Raw genomic sequence first — 20,154 nt, 5'->3', positions numbered from 1 at the left:
GCCCGATGCGTTGTTCACCGTGTAAAACGCAGTGGTATAGAGTCCTTGGGAAGCGGATAGTTGGTCTAAGGATTGCCGATGAAAGGGGCTGCCATCGCTCATCGCGAAATCCAGAGATGCGGCTTCAGCAGCAGAACTCCGCTTACGTTCTTGTGCGCGCTGTGGTTGGATACCCGCAATACGCGTTCACTATAGATCTTGCATATATTCGTCCGAAGTCGACGTCAGCAGCGTAACGCCTGCCGCATTCAGGCCCCTGACTCAGCTTCCGGTGGCTCGAGCCAAGCTCAAGATTTTGGCGCTTGCTCAGAAAACCCCCGTCTGTGTGAGACAAGGGTCCCTGTACGCGCAATAAGAGGAACCGCGCTGTGACAGTCTCTCTTGACGGCAAAGTTCGAGACGGACGGCACGACATGCAGGTCCGTGTCTACTTTGAAGATACCGACGCCGGCCAGATTGTTTATCACGCAAATTTTTTGCGTTTCGTGGAACGTGGCAGAACGAATTACTTGCGCCTGCTCGGCAACAAACGGAAGGCGCTGCTCAAGGCAACGCGGAACGATGCGCCAGGCTTCGCCTTCGTTGCCCGTTCCTCCGTCGTGCAGCAGCACCATATCCGGCAATCTCGAGCATGGTGATCAGCGAGCGGTTGGTGCGCCCTTTCCGCCAGATCGGCCTCCCAACCGCACATCGACTGACTATCCATTCTAGCCGATCACGTATGGAAGGCGCGACCGTCAGACTTTTATCTCACCGAGACCAGCACCATGATCATCTTTGGACCAATGCTTGTCCTCGTCGGCATCGGCTTTTGCTGCTGGTTGCTGTTCACGCTCGCTGTTTTGATGCTCTATCGTAAGGAAAAATGCCCGTCAGGAACCAGTGCTTTGCGGATGACATGCACGCGGCGGCCAAAAATCCTGAACATAGTGAAAGGGTCAGCGCGCAGTAGGCGAGGTCGAAAGCCGTCTAAGGTAGGTCCAGCGTGTCGAGATCGGCGATGCGATACTCGATATCCTATCCGCCGTGTCTCTCCCGCAACGCTCGATCATGTTTTGCCACAGATCCAGACCCGGAACCGAGCCGCACCCTGCTCGCGCATCCAGCGCGAGGCCCAGCGGAAGGCACATTCCAGATCGACGACACGTTTCCCACCCAGATCGGGCAGCATAGCCCGGATCGCGGGCCATTCAGGGGCGCCGTCCAGCCCATGCACCTGTCAGGGCAACTGGCTGTAGCCAGCGAAGAAATCGGGATCGTCTTAAATATTCTGCGCCATGTCTGCCTGCTACTCGGCTTTTCGCTCAGACAATTCCTGCAGATCCAACCAGAATTGTCGCAGTCTACGAAGCGTCATGATCCTACTCAAATCAGCTGCACAAAAGGCATCTTGAATCGGCGGGCTTCTCGCGCCAAAAAAATGCATCCAGGCGCTTACGCATTTTTGCAATGTTGGCCCCGGTCGGGGGTCAAAAAGCCGCGCCGATCCACAGTACTCTGCCGCCATGTCGTCGGGCAAGGCGTCACCGCACGAACGTCGAACCCGTTCGGACCATTTCTGGTCGTTGGTCTACTCGTCATGCTTGCTGTGCAGAGAAATGTTGCCCGTATCCTTTTCTAGACTAGCGCTGCGGCACCTGCGATTGCCGCCGACGGTCTGGTGAGTTGGTCAAGGCCATCAAAAGGCATCGAGCCAGAACTCGGCGGTTTTCTGGGATGTTCATCATCGTCGTGTGGTCACCCGGAACGGACACGGCGTGAATGGCCTCGGGACGCAAAACCCTGTCCCACCCCCGCGACGGCGAACTTGCTTCCTGACCTATTGAACGTCGTGCACGACGGCTGCGGACAGGTGCGTTGACATAAAACTGGTTGATCTCGATTCCAAGAGGTGGAACTTCATACAATTCCAGTGCCCTTTGGAACTGCGCGGCCTTTTCATACGTCAGAACAAGGCTTTCTAGATCACGATCCAGGGGTATCGCCCCAATTTGCTGTGCCTTTTGAATCAGTTGGCCAATCGAGCTGTTTGCAGCAAAACGTTCTAAGAATCGGAAGCTCTCATCTTCCAAGAATTCCATAGAATCCAGTAGCACTTCCTGTGCCATTTGGGTCAGCGATAACCTTCGTCGATTTGCAGGTAACGCAGCATCCATAAAGGCCATGAATGACACAGGTTCATTCAGATTCAGCAACTGCTGCGCAATTGCGTAAGCCAAGATTGCCCCTGATGAGTATCCAGCAAAGCGATACGGTCCATGTGGCTGGATTTCTCTAACTGCTAGCATTACTTCCGCAGCTATTGCCTCAAGAGTTGGTGGATGTACGTCGTCGAAATGCGGCCATGGCAAAGCATAGACCGGACACTCTAGGTCCATTTCCTTCACAAGGGGGAGGACATAGGAACAATCGCCCAACCCTGTGGGAACAAAGAAGAGCGGTGGCTGTGATCCCGTTTCCAGAACGGAAATCACTTGCGGACTGCTGGGCTGTCGCTTCAAACGAATCTTCGATGCAAGCTCACTCAGAACAGGGGCTTGGAAGAGGTCGGCAGCGCTAAACGTCAGCCCAGCTTCTAGTGCTCGACTGAGCAGTTGCACCGCCAACAGCGAGTGGCCGCCGAGCGCAAAGAAGTGGTCGTGGCGTCCGACCCGCGCTACCCCGAGAAGCTCGGCCCAGATCTTTGCCAGCGCGGTCTCGATCTCGCCTTGCGGCGCCTCGTAGGCGCGATGCGCATACGCCTCATCCTCCGGCGCCGGCAGGCCCTTGCGGTCGAGCTTGCCGTTCACCGTCAGCGGCAGCGCCGCCAGCCGGACGAACGCCGATGGCACCATGTAGTCCGGCAGGTGCGCACCTATGTGTGCGCGCAAGGCCCCGGCCAGGTCAGGCCCCTCAGCTTCGAGCGCATGCTCAGCAGCCACAACCACATAGGCGACAAGGTGCTTGTCGCCGGCGGGGCCCTCGTGGGCCACCACCACCGCCTCGCGTACGAACGGGTGCTCGGCAAGCCGCGCCGCGATCTCACCGGGCTCGATCCGGAAGCCGCGGATCTTCACCTGGTCGTCGTTGCGGCCCAAAAACTCCAGATTGCCGTCCGGCAGATAGCGCGCCAGGTCGCCGGTGCGGTACAGCCGGTCGCCGTCCACAAAGGGACTGGCGATGAACCGCTCCGCCGTCAGCTCGGGCCGGTTCAAATAGCCGCGTGCCACCCCCGCCCCGCCAATGTAGAGCTCCCCCACCGCGCCAAACGGAACGGGCGCGCCATCACCGTCCAGCAGATAGATCCGCGTGTTCGCGATCGGGCACCCAATTGGGACAACTGCCCCGTCAAACCTAGCGCGACAAAGCCAAGCCGCCGCGTCAATTGTCGCCTCGGTAGGCCCATAGAGATTGACAAGTACCTGCGATCCCAGTTGCAACCATCTGTTGACTAACTCTTTTCGGAGGAGCTCTCCACCACAGAATAGGTAGCGCAAAGAAGCGATTTGCTGCTGCTCAACCTCAGCGACTGTAAGCAATGCTGAAAGAAGCGACGGAACCACTTGCAGAACTGTGACTCGGTAGTTGTGCAATAGATCTAAAATTGTTCGAATGTCTGATTGCCGGTCGAGAGGAAGAAGGATCAAACGTGCTCCAATCGACAAAGCTGTCCATAGCTCCCATACGGCAGCATCAAAAGCGAAGGAGGTTCGCTGCAAGAAGATGTCGTGGGCCGTGAACTGGAATTGATCGACCTGCCAGATCGTATGATTCACCAGGCCGCGATGCTCAAGCATGACGCCTTTGGGCGTACCTGTGGATCCCGAGGTGTAGATCACATAGGCGAGATGGCGCGAGGTCAGCCCAAGCGCGCGCGGGTCCGGATCCGACGCCGGCAGATTTGTCCATTCCGGCGTTGCCGTCGCCAGATCGACCACCGTCACATCGGCCAGCGCCTCAGCGCCGAGCGCGGCGCGGCCGGCCGCATCGGCCAGCAGCAACTGCGGAGCGGCATCCTCGATCACCTGGTGCAGCCGCGCACTCGGATAGGCCGGGTCCAGCGGCAGATAGGCCCCACCCGCCTTGAGGATCGCCAGCAGCCCGACCACCATCGCGATGCTGCGCTCAAGGCAGATCGCCACCGGCTGGTCCGGCTTCACTCCGAGCCCGATCAGATGATGCGCCAGGCGGTTGGCCTGCGCATTGAGTTCGCCATAGCTTACGCGCTGGTCCCGATAGACCAGCGCCACCGCATCCGGCACCTGGCGCACCTGGGTCTCGAACAGCTCATGGATGCACCGGTCCGACGGATAGGTCGCAGCCGTCCGGTTCAGCTCCTCCAACAGATACGCCCGCTCGTCAGGTGGCAGGATGTCCAGCTCCCGCACCGGCGTGTTCGGCGCCCGCTCCAGCGCCTCTGCCAGCTGCTCGAGCGCCCGCTGCATGTAGCCGCAGATCCGATCCGCCGAGACGCCCTCCGTCACCTGCGCCGTCAGCCCGAGCGCCTCGCCAAAATCCTCCACCGACAAGGTCAGCGGATAGTTGGTGCGCTCCTCCTCGCCCAGCCATTCCACGCCGGACAGCACCTCATCGGCTGCGGAGGCGGAGATCGCCGCCGGCGTGTTGTGGCGGTAGTTCAACAGCGCGCTGAACAGCGGTGCCGGCGCCGCAACGCCGCTGCAGCGCTGCGCCAGCGCCAGCGAAGCATGCTCATGTGCCAGCAGCTCGGCCAACCGGGCATGCGTGGTTCGCACGCTCGCCTCGACCGCGGTCCCATCAAGATCAAGCCGCAGCGGCAGGGTATTGATGAACAGCCCCATGGCGCGGTCGGCTCCGGCGTTGCCCTGCAGGCGGCCGAACAGCACCGTGCCGAACACCACCTGCTCGCGACCGCTGCTGCGCGCCACCACCTGCCCCCACGCCAGATGGCACAGGCTCGCCAGGCTCACCCCAAGCCGCCGCGCCAGGCTGCGCAATCGCGCGTTGAGCGCCTGCGGCAGCATCCGCTGCGCCTCATGAGCCCCGCGGCCGTCGCCGTGGACCTCGCTCAGCCCAAACGGCGTGGTCGGCTCAGCGATGTCCCCCACCATCGTCCGGAAGAACTCTTCATGCGCCTTTGCTCCAACGCCCAGCCGTGCCGCCGCCACCAGGTTACGGAACGGCTGCGGGGCTGCCAGCTCATGCTCGCATCCCGCCAGCACGGCCCGGACCTCGGCGTGCATCACCTCCAGCGTGGTGTGATCCCCGATCAGGTGATGCTGCAGCTGCAACAGCAGCCAGCGCGCGCTGCCGGGCTCGCGCGCGATCACAAACCGCAACAAGGGCGCTCGGCCAAGATCGATGCGGTGCTGGCGCGGATCAAACCGATCCTTAAGCTGCTCGGCTCCACCGCCATGAGCGGCATCCAGCTGGACCTCGATCACCTCCAGTCGCGCCTTCCGCCACACCACCTGGGCCGGGCGCGACAGCCCTTCCCAGACAAATGACGTCCTCAGGATATCGTGCCGATCCACCACCCGCTGAACCGCGACAAGATAGCGCTCCAACAGGTCACGATCGGCAAACCCCATCTGCGATACCAGCAGGTACGGATCGCCCTTTGTCGCCAACAGATAATGGAACAGGATGCCGTCCTGCAGCGGCGACAAGCCATAAATGTCCTGGATGTTGCCGACGCCACCGGGCACTGTGGCGACGATCCGCTCGATCTCGCCCTGCGTCAGCTCAATCAGCGGCAGCATCTCTGGCGTGATCGCCGGACTCTGTTCGCTGATCAGGTTGGCCGGGACCGCCACCTCGTGATGACTGCCGAGGCTCGCGGCAAGATCCGCCAGCACGGGCTTTGCAAACAAGGTCCGCACCTCGACCCCCAGCGACCGCCGCCGCAGCCGCTCCAGCAGCTGCACCGCCAAGAGCGAGTGGCCGCCCAGTTCGAAGAAGTGGTCGTGGCGTCCGACCCGCTCCACACCGAGAAGCTCGGCCCAGATCTGTGCCAGCGCCCCCTCGATCTCGCCTTGGGGCGGCTCATAGGCGCTATGCGCATACGCCTCATCGTCCGGCGCCGGCAGCGCCTTGCGATCGAGCTTGCCATTCACGGTCAGCGGGAGGGCCGCCAGCCGTACAAACGCCGCCGGCATCATGTAGTCTGGCAGATGCGCGCCCACATGCGCCCGCAACGTGGCGGCCAGCTCAGCTCCAGTTACATCCCGCTCATCCGATCGAGCTTCAGGCGCACACACCACATAGGCCACCAGCCGCTTCTCGCCGGTGCCATCCTGCTGCGCCACCACCACCGCATCGCGCACCCAGGCATGCTCGATGAGCCGCGCCGCAATCTCGCCCGGCTCAATCCGGAAGCCGCGGATCTTCACCTGATCGTCGTTGCGGCCCAAAAACTCAAGATTGCCGTCCGGCAAATAGCGCGCCAGGTCGCCAGTGCGGTACAGCCGGTCGCCATCGACAAACGGGCTGGCGATGAACCGCTCCGCAGTCAGCTCCGGCCGGTTCAGATAGCCGCGCGCCACCCCCGCTCCGCCAATGTAAAGCTCACCCGCGGCCCCAAACGGAACCGGCGCACCGTGTCCGTCCAGCAGGTACACCCGCGTGTTCGCAATCGGACGGCCAATCGGAGGCAATTGCGGCCAGCATGATGGATCAGCCGCGAGATGGTGCTCAGTAACAACGTGGGTTTCCGTGGGCCCATACTGATTTATCAACCTTGCTCTCGGGTGCGTTTCGAAGAACGATCTGATCTCGGGGGTGGCTCGTAATGCCTCACCCGCTGTATAGACTTCCCTCAAAGAAGGCAGCAGGGTCCCCCGAGCGCACCAAACTTCGGCAAAATGATTCAAGGCCACGAATGGAAGGAAAAGCCTTTCGATCTCTTCTCTCCAGACAAAGTCCAACAACTCGGAGAAATCGGCACGGATCTCTTCCCGCACCAGCACGAGCAGCCCGCCGTCCCTCCAGCAACTGAACAATTCCTGGAACGAGACGTCGAAATTCAAAGTCGTGAACTGAAGGGTACGTCGTTTTGGCGCGTCACACTCCGGCGAGGACCAGAGCAAATTCATAAGCGACCTGTGGGGCATTTCCACGCCCTTAGGCATGCCTGACGACCCCGAGGTGTAAATGACATAGGCGAGATGGCGCGAGGTCAGCCCAAGCGCGCGCGGGTCCGGATCCGAGGCTGGCAGATTTGCCCATTCCGGCGTCGCCTCCGCCAGATCGACCACCGTCACATCGGCCAGCGCCTCAGCGCCGAGCGCGGCGCGGCCGGCCGCATCGGCCAGCAGCAACTGCGGAGCGGCATCCTCGATCACCTGGTGCAGCCGCGCACTCGGATAGGCCGGGTCCAGCGGCACATAGGCCCCACCCGCCTTGAGGATCGCTAACAGCCCCACCACCATCATCGGACTGCGCTGCAGGCAAATCGCCACCGGCTGGTCCGGCTTCACTCCAATTGCGATCAGATGATGCGCCAGGCGGTTGGCCCGCGCATTGAGTTCGCCATAGCTTACGCGCTGGTCCCGATAGACCACCGCCACCGCATCCGGCACCTGGCGCACCTGGGTCTCGAACAGCTCATGGATGCACCGGTCCGACGGATAGGTCGCAGCCGTCCGGTTCAGCTCCTCCAGCAGATACGCTCGCTCAGAGGATGACAACAGCTCAACCCGCGACACTGGGTGCTGCGCATCGGCCTTCACAGCAAACAACAAGCTCTGCAAATGCTGTGTCATACGTTCGATCTGATTCGGCTCCAGGCGACTTGCATCAAAGTGCCATCGGAAGTTCCCGTCCAGAGCGCAAATCTCGAGCGTTAGCAACTCACCGGAGCGAGCTACCTCAGAACTGGAGCTCGAAGCCGACTCTTCAGCAGCAGAACAGCTCTCTCCGGTAAGCGTAACGCCAACCGGCCAGGGCCGGCGCAATCGTAGCGCCTCCACCCCGCGCAACGTCGGGCATCGCGCAATAAGATCCCGCGCAAAGGTATCCTGCTCGTTCAGCTGAGCGAATTCGGCCGCGACCGCCGCCCGCGCCTGTGCGAAATCATTATCGAGGTCGATAGTAATTGCCATCGGCACGACAGACGCGACAAGCACCTAGAGCGCTTTCACGCCGGCTCGCGATCTACTCGGCACGGGAGTCCATCCCAATTGAAGCTCTGAATCCCCCGTGATTCGGGCGAGATAGACCAGCCAAGCAGTTAGCAAGAATTCCGCGCGATCACTGGGAGATAGCTCAGCCAACGCACTCGGCACGAGCCAACCGCTCGACTGCCATGTCCCCGGAGCCTTGCCTTCTACCGACGAAAACGGAAGCTGAAGTACGTTGAACTGCTCTAGTCGCTGTCGCCAGAACTCTTCACGAGATGTCAACAATTCATGGGCAGCTGCTGTGCTTCTCGCCTCAGCTTCGCTTAAGTTCCGGAGGCGGTGGCCTAGATCCATGCCGGAATTCCTCGCGAGTGCCCGCGCATCCACGGGCCGACCATCTGAGCCGCCGAACCAAACATCAACATCCTCCGTGCCTGTCGCCACCCGCAACGTCGGGGTGATTTCAAGGAGAGAGAGCCCGCCGATAAGCCCGAGCGGTTAGACGACACCTCCAAGCACCTGATTGCGACAACGCCATCGCTTCTACATTTGGACCGATTGCGAACGTCTAATCCGAACCGAAACGAGATGATTGTCACAGAGTTCTACGCATCTTAAGCAACCGACGTGCCAACGATGTTGCGCGAGAGTTCCTCAAAGAACGACGCGCTTATAGCCGTGATAGAGGAGTTTTACTGTTCGACTTGAGGCATCGATGTGGTGAACCAGACAGAGCTCAAACAACAACACCGACGACAAGGACGATCACCGAAACAAGCAACTACGTGGGCGAAGATCGGTAGGCGTCCATAGGTGTTGACAATAAATGTTGTAGGCCGGCGTCGGATGAGTTCAGCCTTCGGCAGCTCTCCAGCAAGAATGAGAGGCTGCGATTCCAAACCTTCCAGCTTTTCCTAAAACCAAGGCTTGAGGCAGCGTAGCATGGGTGATGGCTTCGCTTCGCAGATAATCCGCCAGCTTGTTAGCTGCTTGACGGAGCACATCCGCAACCGACTAGCCAGGCGGCAATGCGCGGGAGGTCGGTGGACGAAAAAGCAAGGCCTGGTGCGGGCCGGACACTGCAGATGAACTCGAACGGTGTGAGGCCTTTGAGAGCTTTGAGTCGCTTGGCGAAGTTGTAGGCGTTAACGAGGTCTGAGAGGTTGCCTGACATCGCGGCGCCCAAACTCGTACATGCGCCGGCCCTGCGGCGTGCAGGTCCCGCAACAGCTTGACGCGAGCCCGCAGGATGTAGGCGATCGGGCCAAGCGGCGCGTCATCTAGATTGGAATGGGAATTGAGACAATGAATATCCTACGTCGCCTTGCCCGTGCAGGCAGGCGTTCAGATTTGCGTGCCGCTCCGCTCGCGCCTTCGGCATGGTTCGCAGCCAACGATAACGAGGTCGGCAGCACACAAGTTGATAGGATCGTGCAGATCCGGCCGAGTCCCGACGAGATAGTGCGGATTGCCGTGAAAGGCGCCATTGGGATCCGCGGCGGCTACGGCCCGATTACCCCCGCGGAACTGGACGCAGCTGCTAGGAGCTACATCAAGGTTGAGAACGGGCGCGTTGTAAAATGGCGCGGCTCGGACAACCGTTGGCACGAAGCCGCTGAGCTATTCAGGCAAGCGAAGGGCGGCCGGCGCATAAGCGATGAAGAGCGGCAGGCCGACAATCAGTGGCACCTTTCTATTCGTGGTAGCGGCGGGTTTCCGATGCTGTCGACCTATCGTGAGCGTGGCTCCGAGGGTGAGGATTATCGACGCATGCGCTCAGCCCATTGGACGCAGAGTCTGTGCGCATGCAATGACAATCGAGGGATGGAGATAGACCGCACGGCTCTAGGTTCGCGCGCCACATTCGCCGAAGCCCGTACCAATGCCGGCCTTGCGCCAGCAGAACGGTGCCCAACTGCCGTTGCGCACGGTGCTGAGTTCCTAGCCTATCGCGTGCACAGCAATCCGACCGCAGCGAAGGACAGCTTCGTCGGTGCGCCAGACGCGGCTGAGAATGCCATCGTGGCCGACACGGACGCGCCACGCGTTCAAGCTGCGTTGGGCGATCACCTAGCGGTATTGTAAGCCAGCTTAGACGGTCTGAACGCGCGCGAGATTGGCGCAAAACGGGGCTGGGGCACCGGCAAGGCAGGCGAGCGCAAGGGCGTGGCACTGCAGGACTCAGCACTGGTCGTGCTGGAGAAGATCGCAGTCTAGCAATGAAACCATGGTCTAGCCTCATTTGAGACCGGAATCTTCGAAGAATATCCCTCCGCGCTATAGCGGGGGAGTCTTCAAGACGTGGCGAACGAGCGGCGACGCAATGTCTATGCTGGACAGATATTTGTCGACGGCAGTCCTGTCCGGTGCAAGGTCCGCCACCTCACCGATTCCTCTGCCATAGTCCAAATCGATAACGCGCCTTTCGTGCCCGCAGCCTTCAGCCTGCGTGTTCCAAGTGCCGGTGTAGACATTGGCTGCTCGGTAATTTGGCGCGACGAGCGCCGTCTCGGCGTGAAATTTCTGAGCTAGCGACCTGATTTTTTCGTAGACAAGCGTCCCCGCGCGCAGGTGGGACCGTATTGACACGTAGGGATGTGCTCATCCCGACGTGACATGCACCCTTCGGCGCGCGCCGGGCCCACTAGCGGCGTCGCCATCTTTTTCGGCCTTAGAGCCGTGAGGCCGCTTGGCGGCTTTTTATTCACCTTCAACAACACTCTTTCTATTGAGTAGGGAACACAATGGCGAAACTTGCCGATGTGTTGTCGGCCATTGATGCGCTCGGCTTTGACCCGGGGCGTTCGAAGGTGGTGGCAACACGACTGAGAGATGCGGGCGTGATCCCGGCTGGTGGCCCAGCCCAGTCACCGAATCTGAACGACACCGACGCGCTGCGTTTGATCTTGGCTATTGCAGTCACTAGCAAAATCAGACTCGCAGATCACGACCACGATGTGTACGCGGGCCTTGTCCCTTTCGGCATGTCTTCCACGAGGATACGCCACATTCTATTCCGCGAACGGCTTTCGACGCAATCGAGTTGTTAGTTGAGACCGCTCGTGGTGGCGATATAGATGCGCGACTCTCAACGATCGAATTCGTGCGCAGCTGGCCTGAGATCGTCCTAAATCGCTACCCCAGCGTCTGGATCCGCCATTTTGTAGTTGCCGGGTCTAACGCCGGACATTGGGCGCGGTGCGGACACCGCACGGCCACGACCGTGCCGGTGCGTGTAATCGCGGATATTTTGGACAGTTTGTTTGGAAAGGTTGTTGCCTGATGGCTCCATTTAAAAAGAAACCCGCCGACGAATACCGCGTGCCCAGCCTCGCAGAGGCGGACGGCGCCTACGCTGACTTGCTCGCAAAACGGATGGAGTTGGAGCAGAGATATTGCGAGCTCAACACCCAGCGGTCGAAGCGACTCAGTGAAATCGCAGCGGCTAAGGTGGCTGGTGGCAAATTCATTGCGCCCGCCGTCGCATAATTGCTTGGTGACCCTCAGGAAGGCACCAGCATCGCGGAGCTGTCGCGCCAGCTGCGTGAAGTCGCGACCGAAATGGCAAACATCGAGGACGCCCGCGAGGTACTATTCCGACGCACTGCTGAGGCACGCGACATAGCCAGTAAAACCGCATGCGCCACCGTACGCCAAGAATATCAACGCGTCTGGCTGCAGTGTGCGAGGCCGCTCGTGCGCTGGAGGCCGCCCGCGAGGAGCATGATGCGCTTCTGGACGATCTGGAGCGAGAGGACGTGCGTCTCCGTTACTTGGGACCGGTCCGCGCACACTTCACGGAAAGGGTCGCTTATTTCTTGAGGGAATGCGCGGAGGCCGGTCACAATGTTTGAGAAAGCCACCTCAAAACGGACGCGGGCCAGCAAGCTATCGCGCCGCATTAAAATCCCGGAAAGGCCGAGGTTTACGCCAACACGGATCCGGTAGAGATCGCACGCTAGCTGCGGGCGAAATCCAAGCTGGGAAAGCGCGAAGCGAGGCTTGCTGCGGCGGGGGCAAGGGCGCGTGGCTGATAACGTGATCACAGGATTCGCGGTGGTGTTCGGCGACCAAACGGTGATTTCGGGCGAGTTCCGTGAGTTCATCGCGAGGGGAGCGTTCACCAGAACGCTGAAGGAGCGACCTGACGTCGTCATGCTGCTCGATCATGACAGCGGGCGCGTATTGGGGCGGACGGCCGCGCGCTCGCTCTTTCTGCAAGAGAATAGTGCTGGTTTGTACTTCTCCCTGATCGTCGATCCGACGACGCCAGAAGGACTGACAGCGCTCGGAACGGTTGGCCGGCAAGATGTTCGCGGCTGCAGCTTCGGATTTCGAGTGCGTGCCGAGAAATGGGAAGATGGTGGCGATCGATTGCCGCTGAGAACGATTACAGATCTAGATTTGTTTGAACTGACATTGACGGCATTCCCTGCCTATCCAACCACAACCGCCGCATTCCGCTCCAGCAACAGCGATGCAGCTCGTCGGCGCATCGAAGCAAAGATGCGAAAGCCGGAATCCCGCTGACGTGAGCCGGGGAGGGGTATTCGACCGTTCTCCCAAAATGCGCGCTGCTTACCGGCGCCCAAGATCAACAATCGCGCGGGCTGCCCCAGAGTTTAAAATATTATGGGTATGACATGAGCACACCAAAACCGCCGGATCACCTGTCGCGCGCCGCCAGAACGTGGTGGCGACAGGTGTACGCCGACTTCGAATTAGACGACCATCACCGACACCTGCTGCGTTTGGCCTGCGAAGCCTGGACGAGGCGGAAAAGGCCCGCGCCGCAGGCAGAGCATGGCCATGTCGTGCTCGACCGCTTCGGCCGCCAAAAATCCTCACCATGGTGCGACATCGAGCATAAAGCGCAGAACCGATTCCGGATTCTTTGCCGTGAACTCGGCTTGGACGTTGAGCCGGGCGACGGGCCGCGAATGCATAGGGATCTAACATTGGGGCGCGCCGCTGATGCCGGCACGGCCCAAAAAGAATAAGCATCGCGCCATTGCTGCCCCTGAGGATTGGGAAGAGGTATTCGAGACCGGATACGACGGTTTTTCCGATCTGAAGTGCGCTGGCGTCTGGGTGGACGAAAATGGCTACCCTGATCGCGAGGAGGCACGCGCTGCCTGGCAGCGGTTTGGGCGCGCGTTTCTTGAGGAGCATGCCATCCGCAACCCGAACCGCCCGGGCCGCTACGGGAGACCGTGGGCTTTGACCGAGTTTGGACAACCGCGCTGATGCCGCTTCGGACGCGGAAGAATAGACGCCGCAAGCACGCCAACATCTCCCTTGAAGCCGTCGCGTTATTTCGGCGGGGCCTCGCCACCAGCGACCCGGCCCAGTTGCGGGACCTGAGGATCGCTCTGGCCGCAGCACTTGGCCGCGGCAAGTTCTCTGCCAATCCGTTGGATATTGAGCCCCGGTCGTTGATCGGCTGCGACCGCGTCCTGTCGAGGTGGTGCTGGAGTTGAGGGCGGAATTGTTGAAGAGGAGCCGGAAGACGAATTCGTCGATTGCCGGCGCCCCCGCGTGAAGGCGGGTTGCGATCAGCCTTTCTTTCGGCGAAATTCGAGCACTAGTTTTGCTTTTTGAAGAATGGAGAATTCAAAGTGGCGATGGGTACTGTTAAGTGGTTCAACCCGACAAAGGGCTACGGGTTCATTCAACCGGATTCGGGCGGCAAGGACGTGTTTGTTCACATCTCGGCAGTCGAGAAGGCTGGTTTCACTTCCCTCGCAGAGGGAGCCAAGGTTAGCTTCGACGTTGTGAACAATCGGGGAAAAGACTCGGCGGAAAATCTGCGGATCGGGTGATCCTGCGCCCCAACAAAAAGGCCCGCAGCGGCGGACCACTGCGGGCCTGGTGCCGGGTTAAAATTGATGAGTGAAATATGGCGTCCAGCCCCGGCGAGCCCAATCTATCGCCGCGACGCTGCACCGCAATGTTGTCTATGTCACACTTCAGAAGAAACGTTTACGTCAGTCCTACTGACGAACAAGAGGGAGGGCTCGCCGGGGCTGGCTAAAACGAGCCCTCCACCCTCGTAACCAGTAACAGTCTGCGCCCGATCTCGTCAGATTGATGTCAATCGATATCGAAGTTTGGTGAATGGATGTGATCCACTCAGTTTTTAACTATCGCTGATGCCCGAGCCCTATTCCGAGATTGAGCGCCTTCTGACGTAGCGCGCCAATGGTGCGCTTGGTCGCCTTGGAAAAGTTGACGGCGTCCGCGCCCTCGAGTGGGCTTTTAGCTCCTTGATGTCGTCCTTCGTCCACTCGCGGCGAATTACTTTCTTCTTTCTAGCCAAAATCACTCCTTTGATCTTGAAGGCACGATCTAACAACACCGCGCGGCGTGTGCAAGCCGCACACTTACGCAACGATCTCAGTACCTGCGCCCGGACCTCTAGCGGCGTCCGCCAGCACCCTAAGCGGCCCCCTCGTCCTTAATTGGAACCTCTACTGCTATTGGCGTGTTCATCGACAAACACCCCACAGGAGTCGCCGATGAACAGAATGCTTTTGTCGCTCGGGACAGCAACCTTGATGGCGATCTCAATTGCCAGCGCACCTGCGAAAGATAAAGAAAGCGAAACGTTCCTCAAGAAGGCCATCGAAGGCAATTTCGCTGAAGTGAGCATGGGAGAGCTGGCGCAGCAGAACGGTCAAAGCGATGGCGTCAAATCGTATGGCCGAATGCTTTCCACAGATCACGCCGCCGCTAATCAGAAGGCTTTAGATGCTGCCCAGGCAATGGGAATGAACCCACCTGTCGGACCGAATGCGAAGCAAAAAGCCCAGTATGACAAGATGTCAAAAATGTCCGGCGCAGGCTTCGACAAGATGTTCGCTACCCACATGGTCGCAGACCACCAGAAGGATATCGCCGAGTACAAGAAGGCATCGAACAGTAAGGATGCTGCAGGAGAATATGCTTCCGGCCAGATAGATACGTTGCAAAAGCACCTGGACGCCGCGAAGTCGTTGAAAACCGGGAGTTGATCCGAGGAGCTTGGCGAACCATGCGTAGGGCCAATTGCCGGCCGAGCCCAACGAATAGATTCTCGGATCGGCGATAGGCGCCGCTATTTCCAGGCGCATAGTCGCTCTCGGAAAGTGAGGCGAATTAAGGCTCAAGAGACAACGCTACCGCTCATAGGTGCGGCCGCCCGTACTGATGCCGTAGAGGGTGGCTGAGTAAGGAAGTCGAGCGAGGATTGTCGCGTTCTTCGCTATCACTCCCGCTGTGATCCCTCGGCACAGTAGCGTAACACCTCCACTATTTCTTGCGCAGAACGCGTCCGCGCTATCGATAAAGGCCAGCCCCTTTGCGCTCTTCCAAGGATAACGGAGCAAAATGACCGTGCGACCTTCCGGAAGCGCACCGATCGGTTGTACGACAAAGATGGATATGAATTGTGCGCCGATGATCAGCGCAACGATCGCGGCCAGAACAGATAGCCATGCTTTCATGAGGCCCCCTCAAAAAACCGTCAGCGAGCTCATTTGCCCGCCTTCATTGAGCTCGACTTAGATGTGGTCCAACGGCAGGTCTCTGCGATCCGATTCCTTGCGGCTGTGACGTCATTCAGGAGAAACGCGCCGTCGCTTGATCTGCCTTGAAAACCAGTCGCTCTGATGAACAGCTTGCCTTGGTCCGGGAGCAATTTCATAAAGTCTCGGGCGTTAGGAATAAAGATCGCCCTTCCATTCGTGCTGCCGATACCAGCCACACTCGCTGGTGTCTCGCCATTGATCCGGATTAGAAGGTCGTAGCGGTTTCCGGTGCCAGAAATAACGAAGTCGGGCGGGATAAACACGGCCTCGGACTTGTTCTCCCAACATCTGAGGATCAGGAACGCTTCCCCATTTTCGCCCTGGAGCATTGCAACGAGTTGATCGCTGTCATCGATCGGCGATTTGCTCTCTCGAAAGGTCCACTTGCCCTTTACTGGAGTGGGCTCGCTGCTTGAGTCTTGATCTTCGCCTTTTTTCCCGATCGTGTCGAAGCACTTTAATCTGTCTGCGTCGCTCGGGATCTTCTTGCACACCGCGAATGCCAACGGTTCGAACTGAGCTTCAGCCGGCCGCGCCCAAGTAGCCGACAGCAAGAGCGCCATCAAGCTGGCTGCAATTATCGACCTCATTGTGATTCCCCCATCCGTCCGCCCGAATTCAACCGCAACCAAAGCGAGAGTGCAAGGCGCAGCGCAACAAAGCACGTAGCCGATCCGTTGCGCGAAGTCGCTGTCGCACGGACCCTGTCGTTTTCGACAGGTTCGGGCCGTCGCGAGATGTGCGCATGGTCGCGGCTAAAGGACGAGGTCCGCGGCTATGCGACGTTACTACTTCCCGATTTTCCACAACAGTGAGACACAGCCGGACGACGTGGGGGAGCTATTTCGCTCCGCTGAGTTGGCGGTCCAATACGGCGCCCGTGTCGCTCGGGATATCGCCAGCGATCCAGATTGCGACCGTGATGCGGGCACGGTCGTAATCGTGGTCGATGCCTCCGGTGCTGAGATCGCGCGGCATAGGGTGGGCGAGGCCCAAACGCGGCGGGTGCACTAGGGCGAGTCTTACCCCTGATCGCCGAAACTTAGTCCATGTTGGCCGAGGAGGATTACGCTTGGGGACGCCCATCCCGGTGATTTCGACAGGGATGCGCTTTCTCCCGATGAGCAGGCCATTCAAATGAACCGCGACGTCCATGTGGTGAGTGCCGCGATACTCTGAGTCGCGCGATACGGTGAGCCTCCGACCTATGACCGAGGTCGTTTTGAAGTTCGGCCTCCTTGCCTGAGTTTCGGACCATCCAGCTGACCATCGCTCCCGGAGGGAGTTGATGCGCATTTGCCAACGTGAATGTAATTTCGCAACCCTTGGGGATAGGTCCAATGCGATCGATCGCTCGGTAGGTGTGACGGCCAGTTGAGGCCTGAACCGAGACAACAGGATTGAACTGGATGGTCGCAAGCGCTCGGCTGTGCTCCTTCAGAACAGCCTCCTCGTCGTCATCGTCTTCCGGCACCGGAAAAAAGTGATCAAACGCCTCAGACCAGATCTCAGCGCTTGCAGCCTTCGTTGACGCAGCCAAAGCTCGATCAGCGATCGACAGCAATTCATCGAGCTTTTCGACGAGCGCGGTCGTTTTTTCGCCCTTCAAGCGATTTAGATTTTCTTTCGTGTTGGCTGGGTTTTGAACTTCCGCGTCCTCGCTTAGTCGAGAAGCGATCTTGGATACTATCTCGCGCAGAAACTCGTCGTCGCCACTGAATTTATCACGTTCCAGATCATTAAAAGCGTCTGCTGTAAGCACTGTAATCAAGATCGATGATGGACGCCCATCGGCATCGATTTTTAGGGCAGCCCACATCTTAAGGTAACGAACCACCCGCCGGCACCTAGCCCTGTCGGCTTGTCCCGTGATCACTTTCCACCAAGCGTAGATTGCCTTCGGATCGCTATTTTCCCAATTGTTCTCAGATGTTGCGAGCGATCGAGCGTCCCGGCCGTCATCAAGATGATAGGCCGGCACGTCGATATGAAAATTCTCATCAAAATGGACGCGGCTACATTTCGCTCGTGGTTCATCGATGCCGCTCGCATCGTTGGTGTCGTCCTCAACATAATCAGCAAGGCTGTCGTGGACGAAGCTTTTGAGGTCGGTCGGATTGTGGTCGCCGTCTTCCGGCTGACCGGACCATATGAAATAGACACCGAGATCGATGTCGAACTCTTCATTTAGGCTCGCAGGTCGAACCTGAGTGCCGAACTTGTACGATCCCTGGAGCCAAGAGGACATTCGGCAATCGGAGCGTTTGGCGAGATCCTCCTTCAAATGCTCTGCGAGGTCGTTCCAACGCTCCTTCTGAGTGTCATACTGGTCGTTCGATGGGCGCACCCGCCAATCGAGACAATTCTCCTTGTCATCGGAGTTGTAGAAGAGACCTGCGGCAATGCCCATTACAAATCCTTTCTGTTGTAGAAAGTTGCAGGGGCCGCCGTGTGCTGGAGAAACGATTGTAGCGGACCTTTCCCGAGGTTCTCACGAACCGATGCCTCGGCAAGCGCTCGAAGATCGTCAATTGCTCCCGGGCTTGCGCAGTCCAGGGCTAGCTTTCTTTCTTGCTCGGGTGACTGGTCATGATCGATTCTCAGGTATCCTACGCGGCGAAAGGCGTTGCATCAGCACTCTGTGGTTTGTTGCGCGGTTGGTCGAGGCGACATCGGTACGCTTCGCACGGTCTTCGCTTCCGTGTGAAGTCCGCGACGGAGACTGTCGACGAGTTCAGAGCCCGCATCAATCAGGCGGCACGGGGCGAGGAGGAGGGGTCGCCTCCCGGCGGTGGGAGGATTGGCTCCTCGGCACGTTTCGCGACAATGGATCGGTGCATTCCGATTTTTGGTCCGGAAGCGCAGCTGACCTTGCGGAACGTGATGCCATTGGCGTCTTTCCGGTCGGGGGCTGGTGGAAGGAAAAGCCCTACTTGGAGCGCTTCGACAGCACTGCGCGCTATGCGCTGATCGTGACGATCAGGGCGCCGGGGTCGAATGTGGACATCTTTACGCCAGTCGAAAATGCGATTGCCATTGCTGGTGCGATAGAAGTTTGATGGGAAGCTGGAGCTTGCGCTCGGATGATGGCCTGGCAAAACCGTACGACGAATGCCCATCTTCGGGCGGAAAACTCCAGTGGTGCGACGAGTAAGTCCTTGACTGTTCTCACTCCGGGGCTGTCTCTTAATCAGCGGGTCCCAGGTTCGAGCCCTGGTGCGCCCACCAAATCAACGACTTAGCCAGCAAGACCGTTTGAGCAACTGATTTTTCAAACGGTCCTTTTGGAAAATGTGACCCACCAGCACTCGATGCTGTGGGGCGCGGCCTCGCTCCATAGATTAGGCAGTTCGCCCGCCTGAATTGCTACCGTCGCAGCAAAAAACGGTCTTGCGGCCCGAGCCCCGGCCTCAAGAGATGGCGACCGGGAAGGCGCCGCGATGTGTCCAATGATGGACTGGAGCGAGAGTTCAAGTGTTTCAATTGGTTAGGACGCGGCGCGTGCACGACGTGTGCACCGGGAGATCAAGAAAAAGCTTGCGAGAGCCAGTGTTAGCAGACGCTCAGAAGCGGAGCAGGGCACGTGAACTTGGCCGACGTGCGCGAGAAACGACTCGCCAGGGCGCGGGAGCTACGGGTGCGGGGACGAGCGGCCGCTGGTGCTGGCTTCAGGTTGGCGGCCTCCGATGCAGGACAGGCAGCCCTATGCGGCCGTCCAGCCGCCATCGATGGCGAGATTTGCGCCGGTGATCTGCGCGGCGTCGTCGCTACACAGGAACAGTGCGAGCGAGGCGACCTGCTCGGCCGTGACGAACTCTTTCGTGGGCTGTGCTGCGAGCAGGATGTCACTGATGACCTCATCTCTCCTCAAGTTGCGCGCCTTCATCGTGTTCGGGATCTGCCTCTCCACCAGCGGGGTCCAGACGTAACCCGGGCTGATGCAGTTGCAGGTGATCTTCGACCGGGCAAGCTCCAGCGCTGCCGTCTTTGTGAGGCCCGCGATGCCATGCTTGGCAGCGACATAGGCCGACTTGAAGGGGGAGGCGACCTGCGAATGAGCCGAGGCCGTGGTGATGATGCGGCCCCAGCCGCGCCTCTTCATGCCGGGCACCGCTGCTCGGATGGCGTGGAATGCGGCGGACAGGTTGATCGCGATGATCGCATCCCACTTCTCGACCGGAAATTCTTCAATGGGAGAGACGTGCTGGATGCCGGCGTTGTTGATGAGAACGTCAACACTGCCGAAGGTGCTTTCGCCGAGCGCGATCAGGTCGACTACTTCTTTCGGCTTCGCCATGTCCGCGGGCGAATAGATCGCCTGGACCGAAAATTCGCTCTCGATTGCGGAGCGCTCCGTCTCGACGTCGGCCGGAGCGCCCATGCCGTTGAGCACGATGTTGGCGCCGGCGCCTGCGAACGCACGCGCGCACGCAAGGCCTATGCCGCTGGTCGAGCCGGTCACGACTGCCGTTTTGCCTTTCAGAATACTCATCTCAATTCGCTTGTTC

At 59.3% G+C, this 20,154-nt stretch carries 13 protein-coding genes, 1 tRNA gene and 3 pseudogenes; 11 read left to right on the top strand and 6 right to left on the bottom strand.

The annotated features are described in order from the left end of the window. Positions 1–368: 368 nt before the first annotated feature. A pseudogene (locus XH81_RS02900) lies at positions 369–602 on the top strand (4-hydroxybenzoyl-CoA thioesterase); the annotation flags it as partial. Positions 603–1,622: 1,020 nt separating this feature from the next. Here the strand turns inward: XH81_RS02900 and XH81_RS02890 are convergent. Then, entirely contained in the window at positions 1,623–8,060 is a 6,438-nt protein-coding gene (locus XH81_RS02890) for a non-ribosomal peptide synthetase (RefSeq protein WP_271595981.1), read from the bottom strand. 1,323 nt (positions 8,061–9,383) lie between these two features. On the opposite strand from XH81_RS02890, the gene XH81_RS02885 reads away from it, so the two are divergent. The 6 genes from XH81_RS02885 (at position 9,384) to XH81_RS02860 (ending at position 13,900) form a co-directional block, all read left to right on the top strand. Then, a complete protein-coding gene (locus XH81_RS02885) occupies positions 9,384–10,163 on the top strand; it encodes a hypothetical protein (protein WP_271595674.1) in 780 nt (259 codons plus the stop codon). 659 nt (positions 10,164–10,822) lie between these two features. Further along, positions 10,823–11,128: a hypothetical protein gene (locus XH81_RS02880; RefSeq protein WP_271595673.1), complete on the top strand. Its 306-nt coding sequence runs from the start codon at positions 10,823–10,825 to the stop codon at positions 11,126–11,128. A gap of 976 nt (positions 11,129–12,104) precedes the next feature. After that, on the top strand, positions 12,105–12,608 hold the full coding sequence (locus tag XH81_RS02875) for an HK97 family phage prohead protease (RefSeq protein ID WP_271595672.1): 504 nt from the start codon (positions 12,105–12,107) through the stop codon (positions 12,606–12,608). Between the two features lie 113 nt (positions 12,609–12,721). After that, positions 12,722–13,078, top strand: coding sequence for a hypothetical protein (locus XH81_RS02870; protein WP_271595671.1), 357 nt, complete (start codon positions 12,722–12,724; stop codon positions 13,076–13,078). Next, a complete protein-coding gene (locus XH81_RS02865; RefSeq protein WP_271595670.1) occupies positions 13,053–13,325 on the top strand; it encodes a hypothetical protein in 273 nt (90 codons plus the stop codon). Before XH81_RS02870 ends, XH81_RS02865 begins: the two co-directional genes overlap by 26 nt. Before the next feature lie 371 nt (positions 13,326–13,696). After that, positions 13,697–13,900, top strand: a complete 204-nt coding sequence (locus tag XH81_RS02860) for a cold-shock protein (protein ID WP_028182460.1) — start codon at positions 13,697–13,699, stop codon at positions 13,898–13,900. Between the two features lie 321 nt (positions 13,901–14,221). On the opposite strand, the pseudogene XH81_RS02855 reads toward XH81_RS02860, so the two are convergent. After that, positions 14,222–14,412, bottom strand: a pseudogene (locus XH81_RS02855) (hypothetical protein). A 184-nt stretch (positions 14,413–14,596) separates the two neighbouring features. On the opposite strand from XH81_RS02855, the gene XH81_RS02850 reads away from it, so the two are divergent. Further along, on the top strand, positions 14,597–15,091 hold the full coding sequence (locus tag XH81_RS02850) for a DUF4142 domain-containing protein (protein ID WP_271595669.1): 495 nt from the start codon (positions 14,597–14,599) through the stop codon (positions 15,089–15,091). Between the two features lie 144 nt (positions 15,092–15,235). Here the strand turns inward: XH81_RS02850 and XH81_RS02845 are convergent, their stop codons facing one another. Both XH81_RS02845 and XH81_RS02840 read right to left on the bottom strand, forming a co-directional pair. After that, complete coding sequence (locus tag XH81_RS02845) at positions 15,236–15,562, bottom strand: hypothetical protein (protein WP_271595668.1); 327 nt, start codon at positions 15,560–15,562, stop codon at positions 15,236–15,238. Positions 15,563–15,591: 29 nt separating this feature from the next. Further along, positions 15,592–16,236, bottom strand: coding sequence for a type VI secretion system-associated protein TagO (locus XH81_RS02840; RefSeq protein WP_271595667.1), 645 nt, complete (start codon positions 16,234–16,236; stop codon positions 15,592–15,594). Between the two features lie 187 nt (positions 16,237–16,423). On the opposite strand from XH81_RS02840, the gene XH81_RS38645 reads away from it, so the two are divergent. Next, positions 16,424–16,660: a DUF6894 family protein gene (locus tag XH81_RS38645; protein ID WP_442868181.1), complete on the top strand. Its 237-nt coding sequence runs from the start codon at positions 16,424–16,426 to the stop codon at positions 16,658–16,660. A 52-nt stretch (positions 16,661–16,712) separates the two neighbouring features. On the opposite strand, the gene XH81_RS02835 is transcribed toward XH81_RS38645, so the two are convergent. Further along, the gene (locus XH81_RS02835; RefSeq protein ID WP_271595666.1) at positions 16,713–18,056 is read right to left on the bottom strand and encodes a CBASS cGAMP synthase; all 1,344 of its coding nucleotides are present in this window, start codon (positions 18,054–18,056) and stop codon (positions 16,713–16,715) included. A gap of 242 nt (positions 18,057–18,298) precedes the next feature. Here XH81_RS02835 and XH81_RS38640 point away from each other — a divergent pair. Beyond that, a pseudogene (locus XH81_RS38640) lies at positions 18,299–18,705 on the top strand (hypothetical protein); the annotation flags it as partial. A 64-nt stretch (positions 18,706–18,769) separates the two neighbouring features. Continuing rightward, a tRNA-OTHER gene (locus XH81_RS02825) sits at positions 18,770–18,874 on the top strand. Between the two features lie 475 nt (positions 18,875–19,349). On the opposite strand, the gene XH81_RS02820 is transcribed toward XH81_RS02825, so the two are convergent. Further along, positions 19,350–20,138 carry a 3-hydroxybutyrate dehydrogenase gene (locus XH81_RS02820; protein WP_038973595.1) on the bottom strand — a complete coding sequence of 263 codons (789 nt, stop codon included), beginning with the start codon at positions 20,136–20,138 and terminating at the stop codon, positions 19,350–19,352. Positions 20,139–20,154: the final 16 nt, after the last annotated feature.

Source organism: Bradyrhizobium sp. CCBAU 25360 (assembly GCF_028128695.1).
Classification (GTDB): Bacteria; Pseudomonadota; Alphaproteobacteria; order Rhizobiales; family Xanthobacteraceae; genus Bradyrhizobium; species Bradyrhizobium ottawaense.
This window is presented reverse-complemented; position numbering and strand designations above follow the sequence as displayed.

What these genes read in the sequence shown, in the direction of transcription:
- XH81_RS02890 (WP_271595981.1), bottom strand. Translation starts at nt 8,060, where the DNA reads ATGGCAATTACTATCGACCTCGATAATGATTTCGCACAGGCGCGGGCG.
- XH81_RS02885 (WP_271595674.1), top strand. Translation starts at nt 9,384, where the DNA reads ATGAATATCCTACGTCGCCTTGCCCGTGCAGGCAGGCGTTCAGATTTG.
- XH81_RS02880 (WP_271595673.1), top strand. Translation starts at nt 10,823, where the DNA reads ATGGCGAAACTTGCCGATGTGTTGTCGGCCATTGATGCGCTCGGCTTT.
- XH81_RS02870 (WP_271595671.1), top strand. Translation starts at nt 12,722, where the DNA reads ATGAGCACACCAAAACCGCCGGATCACCTGTCGCGCGCCGCCAGAACG.
- XH81_RS02865 (WP_271595670.1), top strand. Translation starts at nt 13,053, where the DNA reads ATGCCGGCACGGCCCAAAAAGAATAAGCATCGCGCCATTGCTGCCCCT.
- XH81_RS02850 (WP_271595669.1), top strand. Translation starts at nt 14,597, where the DNA reads ATGAACAGAATGCTTTTGTCGCTCGGGACAGCAACCTTGATGGCGATC.
- XH81_RS02845 (WP_271595668.1), bottom strand. Translation starts at nt 15,562, where the DNA reads ATGAAAGCATGGCTATCTGTTCTGGCCGCGATCGTTGCGCTGATCATC.
- XH81_RS02840 (WP_271595667.1), bottom strand. Translation starts at nt 16,236, where the DNA reads ATGAGGTCGATAATTGCAGCCAGCTTGATGGCGCTCTTGCTGTCGGCT.
- XH81_RS38645 (WP_442868181.1), top strand. Translation starts at nt 16,424, where the DNA reads ATGCGACGTTACTACTTCCCGATTTTCCACAACAGTGAGACACAGCCG.
- XH81_RS02835 (WP_271595666.1), bottom strand. Translation starts at nt 18,056, where the DNA reads ATGGGCATTGCCGCAGGTCTCTTCTACAACTCCGATGACAAGGAGAAT.
- XH81_RS02820 (WP_038973595.1), bottom strand. Translation starts at nt 20,138, where the DNA reads ATGAGTATTCTGAAAGGCAAAACGGCAGTCGTGACCGGCTCGACCAGC.